Source organism: Spiroplasma endosymbiont of Sarcophaga variegata (genome assembly GCF_965178695.1).
In the GTDB taxonomy this organism is placed as follows: Bacteria; Bacillota_I; Bacilli_A; order Mycoplasmatales; family Mycoplasmataceae; genus Spiroplasma; species Spiroplasma poulsonii.
Genome location: NZ_CBCXVU010000002.1, coordinates 1,143,859 through 1,162,590 on the forward strand (window position 1 = coordinate 1,143,859; position 18,732 = coordinate 1,162,590).

The following is an 18,732-nucleotide window of genomic DNA, read 5'->3' on the forward strand; positions in this document are numbered from 1 at the left end:
AGGAGTATTAAAGATGAATGATAATGAAAATGTTTATAATAATTTTAAAAGACCATGATATGAATTAAAACCAACCGTAGTTGACCGTGCAGAACCATTTGATTTTAAACTGGTGAATGTTCGTAATACTGGTTATATTTTTATCGGAACAGCAATCTTTGCTCCATTTTTTATTAGTATTTTAATTTCTTATTTATTTGCGCATGATCAATATTCATTAGTTGGGATGAATTTTGTTAGTTGAATTATTGTTGCTGTTGGTTCTTATTTTGTTATTAGTCGTGCTCAAAACGAAATTATGCTTTCTGGGGCAATTGTATTTTATTATTTTTATTTTATTCCTAATATGGTTGGTTTAATAATTGGTATTATTGCTAATTTATTTCAACCATCTGCTGCTGCGTTAACAACAATTAATTTATTAACAAGTTTAATTGCTGCGTTGGTGACGATTTTTATTACTTACAAAACTTCGCCATTTATTTTTAAAAAAATTAAATTAACTTTTAAACAAGACTATAAACGTTTATTGCTAGTTAGTGCAATTGCAATTGTTGTGGTTTTTCTTTTTAATCTTACTTTTGGTTATTTACAATCATTAATAACTCCAACTGCATCAAATAATCAAAATAGTTTAATTAAAGGGCTTGATAAGTGGTGAAATATTGTTATTTTATCGATTTATACGGTTTTTGTTGCCCCAATTATTGAAGAGTTAGCTTGTCGGCATGGAATTTTTAGTTTAACGGGAAATAAATGAATTGCTTTTGCTGCTTCAACAATTTTTTTTGCTGGAATGCATGTTACGGCAACTGGTGATTGAGAACACCTTCTTGGTTATTTAGGCGCAGCACTAGCATTAGGGATGTTGTTCATTGTTGTTAATGGCAATGTAACTTATAATATTATTGCTCATAGTGGTTTAAATTGTATTAGTACTATTTTAATTATTGCCGCACCAAGTTTTCTAACTAGATAAAATAAAAAGACCTTCTTGGTCTTTTTATTTTTTAGAGTAGTTAATAATTGTTCTAAAAATAAATTAATTTCATTTTGATATGTAAAACTAATAAAGAATGGGGTTCCACCACCGGTAACTTTAAATTGTTCTTTATTTGTTTGTAAGAAATTATTAAGATTAAATTCAGTTTGATTTTTTTTCGTAAAACTAATAAAACCATACTTTAACCTTGTATTAACAAAAATAATTAGGGTATTTTGATGTTCTTGTAAGTATTTATTTAATTTATTACGAACTAATTCAAGGGTTATTTTTTCATCATTAATAATAATTTCTTGCACTGTTAAATTATCGTTAATAGGAATTGTTTTAAATGGAAAAGTGGTTTCTTCAATAATTTGTAATAGTTGTTTATATTTAACTTTTGCTGTTTCATTTAAGTCTTTTTCTAATTTTTCAATATTAAGGTTTAAATTATTTTTTTCAATCAAAGTTGTTGGAACCAAAAAATTAGGAATGATAAAAGTAAAAGTTGGATCATAACCACTAATTTTTTTGACGCTTTGTTCTAATGCTGTTCTTTTTTGGTTAATTCAGTTCGTAAAATATGCTTGTGTTGTTGCTTTATTGGTTGAAAATTGAATTCTAACTTTCTTTTTATCAACTCAACAATCTCAAATTTCAAAAAAATCAATTTCTTGTAAATTATTAACATGGGTTCCACCACATAAATCAATTGTTGCTGTAGGGAATTCAACAACGCGGACAATTGGGTCATATTCAAAATTTGGATGAGCAATTTTTAATTTTATTGCTTCGGCAATTGGCATTTGATGTTCAATTTTAGCAATATCATGTTTAATTAAATCATTAATAATTTTTTCTCGCGCTGTTAAAATAATATCTAATCAATTATAAACTTTATTCATTGCCAATAAAGCATAATCCGTTTTAATTTGAACTGAATATGTCATTTCACCATCATTTAAAATTTGCTCAATAATATATGACAGAAGATGCTGTGCTGTATGGTTTTTAGTAAGTTTAATGCGCCGTTCTTGGTCAATTTTTTGTTCTAAAGTATCATTAAGCTTAATTGTTGTTCCTTGTGTATCAACAAGATGAAGATATACTTTTTTATAAATTTGTTTATTAAGATCAAAAACGCTAATTGTATGTGTATCTTTCATTAAAATAGCAGTATCGGAGATTTGACCCCCACCAAGGGACCAAGGGCATAAAAAACAGTATGATCAAAGGCGACAAAACCAATTCCATTTATAATTTGTTCAATAGGGTGGCCAGCTTCGTTAAAAAGCGCTAAAATAGTTCCTTTATCAGTTGTTTGTTGATACCCATGAAATTTTGTTAAGGGAATTATCACTTTGTTGTCTTGTTTTTTTAAGTTAGTTCATAATAATTCAATTTGTTCATTATTCATAGTTAATAATATCCTTTCTTAGTATTAATTAAAATTATATGTCATTTTATAAAATAAAAAAGAATAATTAAAATATTCTTTTATTTTTTATTTAAAATGACAGGAATAATTAGCGGATTACGACGTTTATAACGGTAAATAAACGGCGATAATGATTGTTTGATTGCATTTTTAAGAGCACCAAAGGTTGGTTTTTGTGTTTTTAAAACTTCATTAACTGCTTCGGTTGCTAAGCGAATTGATTCATTAATAATATTTCCTGATTCTTTAACATAGAAACTTCCTCGTGAAATAATACGAGGAGGGGTTAATAACTGGTTATTTTGTGAATCAATTGAAATAACAACAGCAATTAAACCATCTTTTGACAAAATCTCACGATCACGAACAACGGCAGTTGTTTGTCCAGATAAGTCTTTTCCATCCACATACACCGCTTCAGCTTCAATTCGTTTTCCGATGGCAGCTGTCCCATTCAACATTTCAATTTGATCACCATTGGCACAAATAAAGACGTTTTCTTTTGGGACATTAACACTACTTGCGGTTTCACCGTGTTGACGTAACATACGATAATCCCCATGCATTGGCATAAAATATTTTGGTTTTAATAATGTAAATAATAGTTTTTGTTCTTCTTGTGAAGCATGTCCTGAGGTATGGATTTGATTTAACGGACTATTTTCTTGAACAATTGCGCCAGCACGAACTAGTTTATTAATAACACGTTCAACATCAGCTTGGTTACCAGGAATTGGCGATGATGAGAAAATAACAGTATCACCAGGAACAATTGAAATATGTTGATGTTGATTATTTGCAATTCGTGATAAAGCAGCCATTGGTTCTCCTTGGCTTCCAGTACAAATAATTAAAATTTCGTTATCCTTATAGTTTTTAGCATCATTAGCTTTAATAAAGGCTTTATCAGAAATTTTTAAGTGTCCCATTTGTCGGATAATTTTAATAATTCGATCTAAACTTCTCCCGAAAACTAAAATTTTACGACCATATTTATTCGCAATTTCAACAATGTGTTGAATCCGGTGAACATTTGAAGCAAATGTTGAAATTAGGATTCGTCCTTTTGCTTTTACGAATAATTCTGCAATATTTTTAATAATTTTTGTTTCAGTTTGAGTATATCCCTCAACTTCGGCATTTGTACTGTCAGCCATTAGTAACATAACACCTTCTTGGCCCACATTTGCCATTCGTTCAATATCTGAACGATGTCCTAATGGTGTTCAGTCAAATTTATAGTCTCCTGTTGATACGACTTTTCCATTTGGTGTCATAACTGACATGCCAAAAGCATCAGGAATACTATGGTTAACAGCAAAAAAGTTAATCTTAAAGTTTTTTGTTTTAATAACACTCATATTGTCAACTTCTTTGACAATAGTAGTTTGTTCTAACTTTGCTTCTTTTAATCGGTCACGAATTAAAGCAGCAGCTAGTCGAGGAGCATAAATGATTGGAATTGTTACTTCTCTTAATAAGTATGGAATTCCCCCAATATGGTCTTCATGCCCGTGGGTAATAAATAGGGCTTTTATTTTTCGTTGATTTTCTTTCAAATAATTGTAATTTGGAATAACAGCATCTACTCCAAGCATTGTTGAACTAGGAAATTTAACTCCTGCATCAAGCATAATTAGTTCTTCATCATGTTCAATACAGTATGTATTTTTACCAACTTCTTCTAACCCTCCTAGGGCAAAGACTTTTGTTGGAAACTTATTTTTAATAATATTTTGTGTTGTTGTTTTTGGTACTATACTAGCTGGTTTTGTAGTTGCTGGTTTACTAATTTTATTTATTTCTTTGTTTTCTTCATTCATTGAAATTATCACCTCATAATTCTAAAAATTCATAGTTTTTTCTTTATTAAATTTATTATTTAATAAAGAAAAAAAGTTAATCTCCCAGTATGCAAAAAATTATAACACAAAGATTAATAAGTTTACAAAAAAATACTTTTTCTTAAAAAAGTTAAAAGTTATTAAATTTATAAAATAATCCAATCAGAATTTTTTAATCAAGGATTCTTTTTATTAATTAAGTCATAATATAATTTACCTTCTAAATGTTCTTGTTCATGTTGAAAAACAATTGCTTCATAACTTCGAACGGTAATTGTTACCTTTTGTTGTTTTAGATAGTCATATCCTTCAATGATAATCCGAAAACTACGGGGAACAAAACCTTCTTTATCACCATCAACACTTAAACAACCTTCTCCTTCTTCAATACAAGCTAATTGGCTACTTTTGCCACTAATTTTTGGATTAATCATGGCATGCTCATTTATTTTTTTGGTTCCAGTTTCATCATCAGTATCTTCGATTCTAATATAATACATCTTAATATTATGACCAATTTGTGGGGCGGCAAGGCCAACGGCAGGTCTAATGGTTTGTTTATCATTTTTTTGTGGATCTTGTGAATATCGGACAAAATCAATTAGTTTTTGCATAACAAGTTCATTTTCAGGCAATAATGGGAATGAAACATCACTTGATGATTGTCGAATTGATGGTGTATCATCAAATACTAATCAGTCTTTACTTGGAATTTCATTTTGCAACACTAAAAATCACCTCTTAAAAAATTATAACATATCCCATAATTATTAAAGAAATTTAGTATAATTTAAAAAAGATAGAAAAGGGACTAAAACGATGCGTGTAATTAGGGGAAAATATAAGGGTTATCAAATTAAGACATTAGGGGGGATGAATACACGACCCATGACAGCCCGGGTAAAAGAGGATATGTTTAATATTTTAGATAATTATTTTATTTATGAAAATAAAACTGGTTTAGATATTTTTGCTGGTAGTGGTCAACTAGGAATTGAAGGGTTATCACGTGGTTTACAGCAATGTTATTTTAATGATTTTCATCAAGGTGCTTACCAAATAATTACAACTAATCTTCAAAACTTAAAAATTACGAATGGAAAAGTGTTAAATTATGATTATAATGTGTTATTAAATTGAATAATTCAAAACCATAGCACAATTGATATTTTATTTTTGGATCCACCTTTTAAACAAATTGAATATTATTATGATATTATTACTATAATATTGAAAAACAATATTATAAATAACTATGGAATAATAGTTTGTGAATCAAATCAAGAACTATCATTTGTTCAATTTGACTTAGTAATGTTACGTTACAAAAAATATAAAAAAAAGTATTTATATATACTACGTTTAGAAAAAGGAGAAAATTAGTGTGCAAAAAAAGGGTTTTTTAATTATCTTCTCTGGTCCATCAGGCGTTGGCAAAGGAACAATTTGTCAGGAGTTGTTCAAGTATGAAGAATTAAATTTAGCTTATTCAGTTTCAATGACAACAAGGGAAAAGAGGTCAGATGAAATTGAGGGCTTAAATTATTTCTTTGTTGATCGGCCAACCTTTGAAAATGCAATTAAAAATGATGAGTTATTAGAATATGCAGAATTTGTTGGGAATTATTATGGGACCCCAAAATCATATTGTATTGAACAAATTGAAAAGGGAAATAATGTTTTATTAGAAATTGAAGTTCAAGGAGCAACACAAGTATTAGAAAAAATTACTGATGCAGTTTCAATTTTTTTAATTCCACCAAGTTTAGAAGAATTAGAGAGCCGAATTCGGGGTCGAAAAAGTGAACCGGAATCTGTTCTTCAAGCCCGGTTAGCAAAAGCAGCTGATGAACTTCCGTTACAAAGTAACTATAATTATGTTGTTGTGAATAATACCGTTGAACAAGCAGTGGCAGAAATTAAAACAATTTTAGAGCAAGAAATTGCTAATCGTATATAAGTTAACTAAAGGTGGTTAAGGTATGCGAGCAAGAGAATTAGCCTGAGATATTCTGTGAAAAGTTTTTGCAAAGAATAAATTTAGTAATCATTTATTAGCAAAAACAATTGAACTAAATGCCAGTTTTACTGACCAGGATAAAACCTTAGTTTATCGAATTGTTTATGGCACTCTTAAGAACAAATTATATTTAGAATATATTGCTAATCAATTTATTGATAATAGAAAAACTAATCAAAAACTCCAAGTAATTTTATGAATGAGCATTTATCAATTTCGTTTTTTAGACCGAATTCCAAATTATGCTATTGTTAACGAAGCAGTTAATATTGGCAAAAAACTTAATCCAAAATATGCCGGGTTTGTTAATGCTACTTTAAAAAAGATTTTTGAAAGTAAGGAAGATATTTTTGAAATTAAACTTACTGATGAAACAAAAAAGTTAAGTATTAAATATAGTTTTCCTTTGTCATTATATTTAATTCTTCGGAATGAATATAACGAAGAAGTTGCCCGAAAAGTAATGGAAGATAATTTAACAATTCCAAAGATTGCTTTTCGTGTCAATACTTTAAAAATTACACAGGATGAATTATTAACAAAGTATGCTGGTTATAATTTAACAAAAAGTGTCGTTTCTCCGGTTGGTGTTATTGCCGAAAAACCAGTTATTAATTAAGAAATGTTTGAAGAGGGCTTAATTTTTATTCAAGATGAAATGAGTATGCGAATTGCCGAAGTATTAGATCCGCAAGAAACTGATCGTGTTTTAGATATGTGTAGTGCTCCTGGTGGTAAAACAACCCATTTAAGTCAGTTAATGAATAATAAGGGTATTATCGATGCATGTGATATTAGTGAAAGAAAACTTAATTTAATTAAGACTAATGCAAAACGACTGGGAATTACAAATATTTATCCCCATTTATTAGATGCTAGAAAAATTACTGCATCAGTTAAATATGATAAAATTTTATGTGACGCACCATGTGGTGGTCTTGGTGTCATTAAACGAAAACCGGAAATCAAATATCATTCTTTTACAAATGAGAAGTTAGCTAATTTGGTCGAAATCCAAGAACAATTGTTAGAGAAAGCCTATGAATTATTAAAGCCAGGAGGTATTTTAGTTTACTCTACTTGTACATTTGAAGTATATGAAAACAACCTCCAAATTAGGAATTTTTTAGCAAAATATAATGATCTTGAAATAATTGCAACTGAGCAAACTTTTGGGTATGAAAACAATACTGATGGATTTTATTATTGTAAAATTCGAAAAAAAGATAAGTAATTATAAAAAGTATGTAAAATATATATAAGAATAAGAAAGGAAGCGGAGTTATGAATACGAACGTTAAACTGATTGAAGAACTTTTACAACAATATTTAAAGGTCCACAATTTAACAAAAGAAGTGATGGTTGAAAAACCACGGCAAGAAGGGTTTGGGCACTTATCAACAAATCTAACTTTATTATTAGCTAAGGATTTAAAAAAAGCGCCAAACAAAATTGCTGCAGAAATTATTGCCTTTATTGAAAAAAATAATAAACCGTATTTTAAAAAAATTGAAATTGCTGGGGCAGGATTTATTAATTTTACATTAGCTGATGAACAATTACAGCACGTTATTAGTGATGTTTTAAAATTACAAACAAAATATGGTCATTCAGCCCCCAAAAACTTTATTTATAATTTAGAAATTGTATCAGCAAATCCTACTGGTTTTTTACATATTGGGCATGCCCGAAACGGTGCAATTGGTGATAGTGTTGCTCGGATTTTACGTGCCGCTGGGTATAAAGTGCAAACTGAATATTATGTTAATGATGCAGGTAATCAAATTAATAATCTTGCAGTAACTGTTTTTGTAAGTTATCTAAATTTATTAGGGAAAAAAACAGAACTACCACCAGAAGCATATCGCGGGGATATGTGTGATGGGGTAGCACAATATTTTGTTGATAAGTATCAAGATAAATTTATTGATGTAACTTTTGATGAGGATTATAAACTTAGTGATCCAGAAGTGCACGAAATGTTTCGTAAGAAGTCAGTTGATTTATTTTTAGATATTATTAAGGAACAATTAAAATTATTTTGTGTTGAAATCGAACACTATTCTTCAGAAGCATCAATGTATGAAGGTGGTAAAATTCAAAGTACATTAGCACAATATTCGAAACTAAATAAAACATATCAGCTTGATGGTGCATTATGATTAAAAACAACTGATTTTGGTGATGATAAAGATCGTGTTTTAGTTAAATCAAATGGCGATTTAACATATATTACACCAGATTTAGCTTCCCATAATGAACGCTTAATGCGGTCAAAAGCTGATAAATTAGTTAATTTTTGAGGTGGTGATCACCATGGGTACATTATCCGAATGCTAGCTGGTTTACAGTTATTAGGTTATAAAAAAGATATTTTAGATATTGATATGATTCAAATGGTCCGTTTAATTAAAGATGGTGCTGAATATAAAATGAGTAAACGAAAAGGAACAGCAGTTTGATTAATTGATTTAATTGAAGAAATTGGGGTTGACCCGATTCGTTACATGTTAGTTTCAAAGAGTGCCCAAAGTCATATGGATTTAGATATTGGTGTTTTAAAAGAGCATTCATCAAAAAACCCAGTTTATTATGCCCAATATGCAACAGCACGTTGCAATAGTGTTTTACAACAAGCTAAAGTTAATGATATTAAGGTTGATGATGTCAAAACCTTTGAGTTATTAACTTCCCAAAAAGAATTAGATCTTTTAAATGATATTGATTTGTTTAATCGTTGTATTGAAGGAGCCGCAAAGTTACGTCAACCGCATCTAATTTGTGATTATTTACAAAATATTGCACGGCAATTCCATTCGTATTATAATGAATCAAAAGTTATTAATTTAGATAACTTAGAATTAACAAAACAACGTTTAGTTTTTATTAAAGTAATTTATCAAATCTTAGCAAATGCCTTTAACTTATTAGGGGTTAATGTTATTGAACAGATGTAAATTAAGTTGTGCTATAATTTATCATAGAAGAAAGAGGGGCCAAGCATGTTAAAGAATAATTGAGATGTTTTTCTATTTAATCCATTAATGTTATTATTGTTATTTGTTCTTTATATTTTAATTTTAGCGAAAAACATTAAAATTAAACATGCTAGTCAAAAGACATTTTTCGTTCAAACTTTTTTATATTGATTTGCGTTATCAGCAATTATTGGTGATAATTTAGAATTTAGAAATTTATTTTTTGCTGCTTCAATCAATAATTTTGAGGGGGTTGCGTTAATTGCCGTTACATCGCTTTCATTTTATGCATTTTTAGCAATGATTCCTTATGTTTTCTTACATAAGGTTTTTTATCGTGTTGGGTGACATTTTGCGCAATATGGGATTTTCGCTGGTTCCGCACTAGGGATTATTATTTTAATGGCTTATCCGTCGCTACCAACTTTAATTATTGCGGCGATTTTTTTAGGGTTTGGAATCATTAGTAAAGCTAGTTATTTTCTGTCATATAATGAAGTCTATGGTCGTAAGTTTTTTCCTTTTAAAACGGTTAGTTTAATTGCCCCATTAATGACTTTTGCCCTTATTTTTGGTGGTGAATTTAATAATTTGGTGACAACAAGAGGGAGCGATTTATCCAATCATTTACAAGTTGTAATAATTGGGGCAATTGTGGTTTGTGCGATTGGGATTGCCGCAATGTTATATTCGTTCTTTTCACATAAAGAATTTACTTTGCAGCCGTTTACCGTTGAACAACAAAAAATGTTTGAACCATTTAAATGAAAAAAAGTTTTAATTATCTTTTTTATGTTTATTTTAATTATTGCCTTAAAAGAAATCTCCCAATCAAATATTTATATTTGATTATTGGGACAGCGGACTTGGGAAAAATACCATAATGTTTGAAAAGTTAACCAATTTGTTCGTTTGAATGAACAGTTATTTTTAATTCCGCAATTTTTTGGGGCTTATTTAGCATGTCATTTACTTTATAATAAAATCGGTGTTAAATATTGTTTTAGTTTAGGGTTGTTATTATGATTCTTGTTCTTTAGTGTTGCTGCTTTTAACCATTCTCCTGATGTATACTTATTTTTACAAATAATTAATGGTTTAGCTTATTCAATGTGTTTTAGTATTTTATTTGCAATGACTTGTGAGTGAAAATATCGTTCACCAACTAATCGTCCCGTTGTTGCTCAATTCCAATTATTGTGATTTGGTGTTGAATTTATTACAAAATTCTTTGATGACTTTGTTCGTGACAAACAAATTTGAATATTTAGTAATTATGTTGTTCCCGGGCAAAACTATATTCCAGTTGATAATTTTGCTGGTCAAATTGATAACATTACAACAATAATTTTTACAATTTGTGCATCAATTGTATTAATTATTCTGTTAATATTTTATTATACCTCAGACCTAATTTTAGCGGAATATCGCAATCATTTACGATTATTAGTTCCTAAAATTAACTTATTGCTACGTGAAAGCTTTATTAGTCGGGTAAAGTCAAATATGGCAATTGGGGCAGATGAAAAAAATAAAAGTTAACATAATAATTAATTATTCCTTGGTTTAAGAAGCAATGCTTTTTATTATTTTTAACTTATTTAAAAAGGAGTGTATAATGAAAAAACTAATGAAGTTTATAATGGCGTTACAAATAGTTATTCCTTTAACTAGTTTTTTAACAGCTTGTTTAAAAAAATACCAATATATGAGTAATATTTGAGTTATTAGTAGTAGTACTATTAATGATAAGTCTTTTAATCAATCAGCGTGAGAAGGAGCTAGTCGATATCTTGTCACACATTCCGAACAGTCAGTTTTATCAAATTGACAAGATAGTAACATCCGTGCCAGTTACTTTGAACCAGTAGGATTAACCCCAGCAGAGTTTAAAGCAGCTTATATTACAGCAAGTATTGCTGGTGCAAAAACATTAATTTTACCAGGTTTTATTCATGGTAATACCATTGGTTGAGCGGCGACATTAGCAAATAATATCATTTTTATTGATGGTAGTGGCAAAAATATTCATAAGAATATGGATCAAAAAGAATCGTGAGTAGATAATGTTGTTGGAATTTTATTTCAAAAAGAAATTGCTGGTTTTTTAGCGGGACTTGTAACAGCAATGTGACTTAATTTGCATCAAACACAATTTAATGGTCAATTAGGGATTGGAACTTATGGTTGGATGGATAATCCAATTGGGGTTTCAAATTACTTATGAGGCTTTTTATTATCAGCGGATATTTTTAATGAAATAATTAATAACAATAGCCTTTATCCTAACTTACATCACTTAAAACAAGATATTTTAACTCTCTTACAAGGAATTAGTCCAACATTGAAGGGATTACAACCGATTAATAAAGTACAAACAGTATTAAATAAAAACGAATCATAGTTTTCGCAATCATTTAATCAGGGGGATGGTAAAGTTATCTCAGACTACTTAATTAGTAAACAGGCGAATGTTATTTTTCCGGTTGCAGGATCATAAACGCAAGATACAATTGATCGAATTAAATATAATGAAGCAAAGGCAAAAGTAGTTGGTGTTGATACAGCCCAGGCATAGATTTATGGTGATCAATATATTATTACGAGTGGCTTATTAAATATTGCTCAAGCAACAGAAGATGCTTTAATAAATATTTATTCACCAACATGTGGTTATCAAGCAGATAGTAAAATATGAGATGCTAAGAAAGCAACTAATAAATGTTGAATTAATACTGATCAATCATCAAGCACAAACGCTAATTGATTGGGTGTTGAAAAAACAAAATGAATTGATAGCAAAATTATTAATTACATTGATAAAGATCCAAAGTTACTAAAATTAGCGACAACGGTTGGAAAAATTTATCGTAAAATAAATCAATTACATTTTGTTGATACCTTAGCTTTAACATATGAGAACCAAAAAACACTTAAAAAAGCGATTCTAACGTCGTTAGAAGATGGATTAAAATAAAAAAATATTTTTTGTAAAAATTTAAAAATTATAGTATAATGCTTTTAGATAGTGTGGTGTTTATATGGGAGGAATCTTGGCTATTAGTATCAAAATCTTAGGTTTAGAAATTCCAATAATCGGGTTAGTTGGATTTCTACTAGGGTTCGCAACGCTATTATTATTTATTTATTTTATTATTACTTTTTCTTTATTTCGAAGTAAAAAGAATAATCAAAATTGAACAAATATGATGAAATTAAAAGAAGAAACAAGTTTTAAGGAAAAAATTGAGTATTTTGAACAAGAAATTATGCTAGCTAGAAAAACGGGTGATAAAAACTAGATAATTCTTTTTTTAAATAAATTAATTTTCACAAGTAGGGTAGGTGAAACAAAGTATGGGTTTTTTTAATACAGTAAAATCTTTTATGACTAAAGATAAAGAACATAATAAACAGTCACAAATGCAACCAGGTAATGGTTATGGTGATAATTTTAATCCTGAATTATTGAACCAAAATGACCCAAATTTTTCTCATCAACAAATAAATAATAATGGTATTGCGCAAAATCAATGGCCACAAGATCAGTACTTCCGTCCCAATGAAACATATAAACAAAATCAATTAAATAATACCGAAATGTTATATCAAAATCACAATACAATTCGTCCGGCACGAATGAATTTAAATAACCAATATAATTATTATACAAATAATGAAAGACAGTATATTGATGAAGAACGTGAGTTAATTACAGCACCAGTAGCACCATCAACACCGCCAGGTTATGTTGAACCTTATTATAATCATGATGCCGCTAATAATTATTCTCGTCCAGTGCAACCACAAATTTTACCACGGCGAATTCATCAACCAACATCAAATTCAATGCAAGATCAATATTTAGCAGGTCAACAGAATTATGGTGGGTATTCGTATCCAGAAGCAATGAATTATCAAAATAATCGTGATGGTTATTTTAATGATGATCATGTTTATGTAAATCAATATCGTCGTCCTTACCAACGTCGTGTTGTTAATCCATATAGTCAGTTACAGTTTAACGAACAATTTAACCAGTCCGAATTATCTTATGATGGCAAAAACTATTATCCTAATGTAAATCCACAACCATATTTTGATGGAAACCAAATGATGGCAAATGCAATGCCAGCTCCACCTGCCTTTTATCAAAATAATAATTATTTACCACCAGCCCAGTTGGAAGGTCAACCTTTTCAAAATGGTTTTGAAAATAATCGTTATGCTTATCAGCCACAATTACCAGCAAAACATCGTCGTCGTCATTTTAATCGTGAATATGCTAATAAATTAATTCCGTTAGAAATTGCGCGTGAAATTCGTTCGGAAAAAGTTCGAACACTAATTATGATTACATTTGGTCTTTTTGGCACAATGTCAACAAGTTTATTTATTGCCTTATATTTCATTTCACATCAACAAGGTTTATCATCAATTATGGAAATTCAAGCGAAATATATTCCCCATCCATTTTTAACAATTACCTTTTTATTAATTTCATTAGGATTATTATTTGCCGGAATTTTTGATTTATCACGGGTTCGCATTGAAACAAACAATTATATCTCGCATTTAATGCGTGGTAATCATACGATTCCACACTTCTTGATTGATAATTATAAAAAAATGACTGTTCGTAGTATTATTTTAAATTGATTAGCATTTCCAACATATTTCTTTGGCGGAATTGTGTTAGGAATCCTTTATGGTTTTCAACAACATTCTGGCGAAGAATTCCGATTTGGATTTTGAAGTTGGGGAATTGTTGATGATTTAACAGCAGCAATTACAATTACAATTACGATTTTAATTGCAACATTAGGAATTCATATTGCTAATATTGTTTTAACAAAAAAACGTAAAGCAAATATTATTGGTTATTATGGTTATGAAATTGTTAAACCAGAAGAATTAGCGGCGTTGAAGAAGAAAACCAATCGCATTTGCTTAGTTATTTTTATTATTTTTCTAATTATCTTAACGCTAGTAATTTCAATTCCATGGTTAATTGCTCGTCGTCGTAAACGTCGTGGTGAACCAATCCTTGGTCGTTGATTTAACCGTAATTAAGAATTGTGTTGAAAACAATTATTTTTTATTTGAAATTATCTTATAATTATTAATAAAGAAGTGAGGATTAATAATGATTGAACATTTATATGTACATATTCCTTTTTGTGACCATATTTGTTTTTATTGTGATTTTTTTAAAATCAAAAAATCACGAAATGAAATGGTTGACGAATATTTATTGTCGTTAGAAGCAGAAATTTCACAGCCCCAACCACGATTCAACTTAAAAACAATTTATTTAGGAGGCGGAACACCCAACAGTTTGGATGATAGCCAATTAGAAAAATTATTACAATTGTTGCAAAAGATTGATCAAACAGCAGTTGTTGAATATACTATTGAATTAAATCCTGAAAGAATTACGAAAAGTCAATTGCAACTTTTAAAAAAATATCATGTTAATCGGTTATCAATTGGGGTGCAAACATTTAGTGATCAGTTATTAAAAAAAATTAATCGTCATCATAGTGTTGCAGATATTGTTACTAGTTATAATTTAGCGCGCAGGGAGGGTTTTAATAATATTTCTTTTGATTTAATTTATAACTTATTTGACCAAACAACAGCTGATATTGAACAAGACTTAATAATGGTTAAACAATTACAACCTGATCATATTAGTTGATATTCATTAATTTTAAAAGAAAATTCTTACTGAGGAAAAACGAAAGTTAAATTGCCTGATTATGATATTGCCTTTGATGAAATTATTAATGCGGCTCTTAAAAAAATGGGGTATGTTCGTTATGAAATTTCAAATTACACTAATAACAATAAAAAATCACAGCATAATTTAGGATATTGAACTAATAAATCATTTTGATTGCTTGGACCAGGAGCAGCTGGTTTTATTAATGATGATGGTTATTATTTATTAGAAAATAGTCGAAAATATGCCAATTGAACGCAGCAGAAAACAGAAATATCATTAGCAGATTATTATTTTCAAATTTTAATGATGGGATTACGAATTTTGGAGGGCATTAATTTAGGAACAGTCAAAGATGCACAAGCAGCAGTAAATTATTATGAAGCTAAAATTACCGCTGAAGTTGCAAAAAATAATTTGGTTTTTGAAAATAATCATTTACGTTGTACAAAACAAGGATTAAATATCTTAAATGATATTTTAGTTAATATTATGGAATAATTTTTATGTTATAATATGAGTATCAAGGCCCTTAAAAGGGAAAGGAAAATAAAATGGAAATAGATGTTATTAAATTACAAGAAAAATATTTTTCAGAAGCACTAGTAAAAATTCAAGATGTTATTAAAATTCCATCTGTTCGTAGTGCAGCACAACCAAATGCCCCATCTGGAGCAGGAACAAAAGCTGTCTTAGATTATGCTGTTAATTTATAGCAAAAGAATTAGGTTTTAAAACTTATCAGGACCCTGAAAATCGTTATGGGTATGTAGAATATGGAACGGGTGCTGAAATCTTTGCAATTTTAGGGCATTTAGATGTTGTTCCGGCGGGTGATCTTAAAAAATGAGATTTTGAACCATTTCAACCTCAAATTAGCGATGGAAAGTTATTAGGTCGTGGTGCATTTGATGATAAAGGACCAACCATTATTAATTTGTATGCTTTAAAATATTTAAAAGATCATAATTATCAACCAGATTATTGTATTCGTTTAATTTTTGGTTTAACAGAAGAAACCGATTGAGCATCAATTAAAGCATATATGGCAGTTGAAGGAACTCCAGCATTAGGTTATAACCCCAGATGGTGAGTTTCCAGTTGTTTATGCCGAGAAAGGAATTATTAATGTCGATATTATTGGTTAGGGACAAAAATTTGTTTTATTAGGTGGCGAAGCGTACAATTGTGTGGCTGATGTTGTTCGTTATCAAGGACCTTATCTTACAGACATTAAAACTAAGTTAGACCAAAAACAAATTGAAACAGATCTTGAAGATGATTGATTAATCGTGAAAGGAAAAGCATCCCATGGTAGTTTACCTGAACGAGGAATTAATACTGCTTTAGTAACATTAGCAACGTATGCTGAATTTACAACTGACTCGCCAATTGCTAATTTTGTGAAAAAACATCTATACAATGATTTTAATTTTAAACAAATTTTTTCAACAATGAAAGATGATACCGGTTTATTGATTGTTAATAATGGCATTGTTGAGATTAATGCTGAAAAAACCCGTTTGACATTAAACATGCGAGTACCAATTTCATATCATTTAAAAGATGTTGAAGCACCATTAACAGCGGAACTATCAAAATATCATTTACAATTAGCGATTATTTCTTCAGAAAAACCAATTCATATGCCACTTGATAGTCCAATGATTAAGAATATTATGCAAGTTTATCGTGATGTTACTGGTGATCATTATGCAAAACCAGTCGCAATTGGTGGTGGAACTTATGCAAAAGCAATGCCAAACTGTGTTGCTTTTGGGGATGAATTTGATATTAATGAGTCAACAATGCATGCATATAATGAGTATGTTAAAATCAGCGACTTACAAAAAATGTTAGAAATTTATACAAAAGCAATTCCGTTGTTAACAACAAAGTAATATTGTTGTAATTAAAAAAGTTTTAACAAAGATCTTTATAAGGATATTTATTAAAACTTTTTATTTTTTATTATTACACTAATTTAGCAAGACGTTGAGCAATTGATGGTTCTCCTTTTGCTCAGAAAATAATGACGAAGATTGTTCCAATAATTGTTGCCATTAAAATTCATTGTAACAAAGAACATAATCCATAAACAAATTTTCCTTTGCGCGTATTTGGACAATCAGTTCCAAAAAGCAGGGTCCCAACAGGATTCACATTAAAAATTCATAAAATTACGTTTAATCAACAAAACAAGATGTTGAAAAGTGATGATAACATTCTTTTATCCATAAATTTGACTCCTTTCATCTTAAAGATAGTTATTTCATATAAGAATTATACTATGAATTTTTAGAAATTTTTCAGTTAAATTGTTTGGTCATTGTTACCTCATTTAACATTATTTAACAGATAAGTTCTTTAATTTTGTCGAAAACTCTTGATGAAATAAAAAAAATCATCAATATGACAATTTGAAAACTAATTTTGTGTAAGATTATGATTTTGCTTTAAATTTTTTAAACGTTAAAATATAATACCGTTGATTGTTGGTTTGGTGTTAAACCTTTGTGTTGGTATTTTCATTTTCAGAGCTTTAAATAATTTTGAATATTAGTGAAACCCAAACCATGATAATGAATTAAGGCTTCTTTAAGACTGGATTGTAATTTACTAATCTTATTTAACTTTTGATAACTAGTATCAGGGTTTGTACTAGTTTTGGTGGAATATAGAGTAGAATTTGTTTGTTTTGCTACTAATAAATATAGTGGTTGCATATCAGAAATAATTATTGATTTTTCTTTAATTAGTTGCTTATTCATATTTTCAATAATCCATTGTTTTTGTAATCTTTTGGTATTGGTGGATTGAACAAAAATATTATTATTGCTATCAACTGCCATTTGAATACAGCATTTGGTATCAGTTGAAAATGGATCGAGATGAGTTTTTCGTTTATCAAATTTATCTTTAAAATTGCCTTTATGAATTTCTTTAATAAATGTTTCATCCATTTGGATTTGACCATTTAATTTTTTAAATTTTAACTGTGTATTTTCTAATTGTTTTGATTGCATTAATTTTTGTCGATTATATCAAGCGGTTTTTGGGGTTGTTTTAATAAAACGAGAAATTATTTTACTAGATTGTCCTAACAATGAAATTTGAATTAATAAATTTCACTGTTCATAATTTAAATGACTTCAATAAGTAAAATGATGACGAAATGCATCAAAACTAGCACGACATTTTTTACATAAATATTTTTGTTTTCCTTCGGAATTATGACCATTTTTAACACAATGAAAAGATTTGCAATTAGGACATATAATGCCTTTATCTCTAAATTTTTGATCAATTTCATTTAAACGTTTTTGTTTTTTAATTAAGTCTGCTTGTTGTTTTATTTTTTCATAAAATTCTAAAAATTGATCATCTGTTAAGCTATTTATTAATTCTGTAATTATTTTTTTCATCATTTATTTACCTCTATATATTAAAAATATACCTAATTTTAGGTATATTTTATAAATATCAAGAGTTTTCGACAAAATTAAAGGATAAGTTCATCATTGTTTCCGTTTAATTTGTGATATAATTAATCCATTGAATTCTTTGGAGGATATAATAATGAAATTAGAAAACTTGCAAGATCATGATAAACCAACTGTTGAAAATAATGAGCAAAATAATTAAAATATTGTTAAACGTCATTATGAATATTGAATTAAGTTTAAATATGAATTATTTGGGTATTTATGTGAAATAATTAAACTTGGTAAAACTACTTCG

At 28.9% G+C, this 18,732-nt stretch carries 20 protein-coding genes and 1 pseudogene; 15 read left to right on the plus strand and 6 right to left on the minus strand.

Annotated features, from left to right (window positions below; genetic code table 4):
* The first annotated feature begins 13 nt into the window (after window positions 1-13).
* Window positions 14-979, plus strand: coding sequence for a CPBP family intramembrane glutamic endopeptidase (locus ACOBME_RS07790; protein ID WP_338965487.1), 966 nt, complete (start codon window positions 14-16; stop codon window positions 977-979).
* Here ACOBME_RS07790 and ACOBME_RS07795 read toward each other — a convergent pair.
* From ACOBME_RS07795 to def, 4 genes are all read right to left on the minus strand, one after another.
* Window positions 898-2,151, minus strand: a complete 1,254-nt coding sequence (locus tag ACOBME_RS07795; protein ID WP_419334869.1) for an alanine--tRNA ligase — start codon at window positions 2,149-2,151, stop codon at window positions 898-900. The two genes, ACOBME_RS07790 and ACOBME_RS07795, sit on opposite strands and share 82 nt — an antisense overlap.
* Window positions 2,151-2,402, minus strand: coding sequence for a hypothetical protein (locus ACOBME_RS07800; protein WP_419334870.1), 252 nt, complete (start codon window positions 2,400-2,402; stop codon window positions 2,151-2,153). Before ACOBME_RS07800 ends, ACOBME_RS07795 begins: the two co-directional genes overlap by 1 nt.
* Window positions 2,403-2,482: 80 nt before the next feature.
* Window positions 2,483-4,246 (minus strand): ribonuclease J1, encoded by a 1,764-nt coding sequence (gene rnjA, locus ACOBME_RS07805; RefSeq protein WP_338965490.1) that lies wholly within the window; start codon window positions 4,244-4,246, stop codon window positions 2,483-2,485.
* A gap of 167 nt (window positions 4,247-4,413) precedes the next feature.
* Window positions 4,414-4,995, minus strand: a complete 582-nt coding sequence (gene def / locus ACOBME_RS07810; protein ID WP_338965492.1) for a peptide deformylase — start codon at window positions 4,993-4,995, stop codon at window positions 4,414-4,416.
* A gap of 85 nt (window positions 4,996-5,080) precedes the next feature.
* Here def and rsmD point away from each other — a divergent pair.
* The 14 genes and pseudogenes from rsmD to ACOBME_RS07880 all read left to right on the plus strand — a co-directional run.
* Window positions 5,081-5,650: pseudogene (gene rsmD / locus ACOBME_RS07815) on the plus strand (16S rRNA (guanine(966)-N(2))-methyltransferase RsmD); the annotation flags it as partial.
* Window position 5,651: 1 nt separating this feature from the next.
* Window positions 5,652-6,227 carry a guanylate kinase gene (gene gmk / locus ACOBME_RS07820; RefSeq protein ID WP_338965494.1) on the plus strand — a complete coding sequence of 192 codons (576 nt, stop codon included), beginning with the start codon at window positions 5,652-5,654 and terminating at the stop codon, window positions 6,225-6,227.
* Between the two features lie 22 nt (window positions 6,228-6,249).
* Window positions 6,250-6,906, plus strand: coding sequence for a transcription antitermination factor NusB (locus tag ACOBME_RS07825; RefSeq protein WP_338965495.1), 657 nt, complete (start codon window positions 6,250-6,252; stop codon window positions 6,904-6,906).
* A 3-nt stretch (window positions 6,907-6,909) separates the two neighbouring features.
* Complete coding sequence (locus ACOBME_RS07830; RefSeq protein ID WP_338965498.1) at window positions 6,910-7,521, plus strand: RsmB/NOP family class I SAM-dependent RNA methyltransferase; 612 nt, start codon at window positions 6,910-6,912, stop codon at window positions 7,519-7,521.
* Between the two features lie 50 nt (window positions 7,522-7,571).
* A complete protein-coding gene (gene argS / locus ACOBME_RS07835; RefSeq protein ID WP_338965499.1) occupies window positions 7,572-9,245 on the plus strand; it encodes an arginine--tRNA ligase in 1,674 nt (557 codons plus the stop codon).
* 45 nt (window positions 9,246-9,290) lie between these two features.
* Complete coding sequence (locus ACOBME_RS07840; protein WP_419334874.1) at window positions 9,291-10,808, plus strand: hypothetical protein; 1,518 nt, start codon at window positions 9,291-9,293, stop codon at window positions 10,806-10,808.
* Between the two features lie 76 nt (window positions 10,809-10,884).
* Window positions 10,885-11,670 (plus strand): type 1 periplasmic-binding domain-containing protein, encoded by a 786-nt coding sequence (locus ACOBME_RS07845; protein WP_338965502.1) that lies wholly within the window; start codon window positions 10,885-10,887, stop codon window positions 11,668-11,670.
* Window positions 11,671-12,033: 363 nt separating this feature from the next.
* Window positions 12,034-12,243, plus strand: a complete 210-nt coding sequence (locus tag ACOBME_RS07850; protein ID WP_338965504.1) for a hypothetical protein — start codon at window positions 12,034-12,036, stop codon at window positions 12,241-12,243.
* Window positions 12,244-12,307: 64 nt separating this feature from the next.
* Window positions 12,308-12,568 (plus strand): hypothetical protein, encoded by a 261-nt coding sequence (locus ACOBME_RS07855; protein ID WP_419334876.1) that lies wholly within the window; start codon window positions 12,308-12,310, stop codon window positions 12,566-12,568.
* 55 nt (window positions 12,569-12,623) lie between these two features.
* Window positions 12,624-14,339 (plus strand): MSC_0882 family membrane protein, encoded by a 1,716-nt coding sequence (locus ACOBME_RS07860; RefSeq protein WP_338965507.1) that lies wholly within the window; start codon window positions 12,624-12,626, stop codon window positions 14,337-14,339.
* A gap of 73 nt (window positions 14,340-14,412) precedes the next feature.
* Complete coding sequence (gene hemW / locus ACOBME_RS07865; protein ID WP_338965508.1) at window positions 14,413-15,492, plus strand: radical SAM family heme chaperone HemW; 1,080 nt, start codon at window positions 14,413-14,415, stop codon at window positions 15,490-15,492.
* 53 nt (window positions 15,493-15,545) lie between these two features.
* A complete protein-coding gene (locus tag ACOBME_RS07870) occupies window positions 15,546-15,707 on the plus strand; it encodes a hypothetical protein (protein WP_338965510.1) in 162 nt (53 codons plus the stop codon).
* Between the two features lie 98 nt (window positions 15,708-15,805).
* On the plus strand, window positions 15,806-16,120 hold the full coding sequence (locus ACOBME_RS07875) for a M20/M25/M40 family metallo-hydrolase (protein WP_338966593.1): 315 nt from the start codon (window positions 15,806-15,808) through the stop codon (window positions 16,118-16,120).
* 61 nt (window positions 16,121-16,181) lie between these two features.
* Window positions 16,182-16,892, plus strand: coding sequence for a M20/M25/M40 family metallo-hydrolase (locus ACOBME_RS07880; protein ID WP_419334877.1), 711 nt, complete (start codon window positions 16,182-16,184; stop codon window positions 16,890-16,892).
* 73 nt (window positions 16,893-16,965) lie between these two features.
* On the opposite strand, the gene ACOBME_RS07885 is transcribed toward ACOBME_RS07880, so the two are convergent.
* Together ACOBME_RS07885 and ACOBME_RS07890 are read right to left on the minus strand one after the other, a co-directional pair.
* Window positions 16,966-17,229 (minus strand): hypothetical protein, encoded by a 264-nt coding sequence (locus ACOBME_RS07885; protein ID WP_419334879.1) that lies wholly within the window; start codon window positions 17,227-17,229, stop codon window positions 16,966-16,968.
* A 227-nt stretch (window positions 17,230-17,456) separates the two neighbouring features.
* Entirely contained in the window at window positions 17,457-18,419 is a 963-nt protein-coding gene (locus ACOBME_RS07890; RefSeq protein ID WP_338963247.1) for an IS1/IS1595 family N-terminal zinc-binding domain-containing protein, read from the minus strand.
* Window positions 18,420-18,732: the final 313 nt, after the last annotated feature.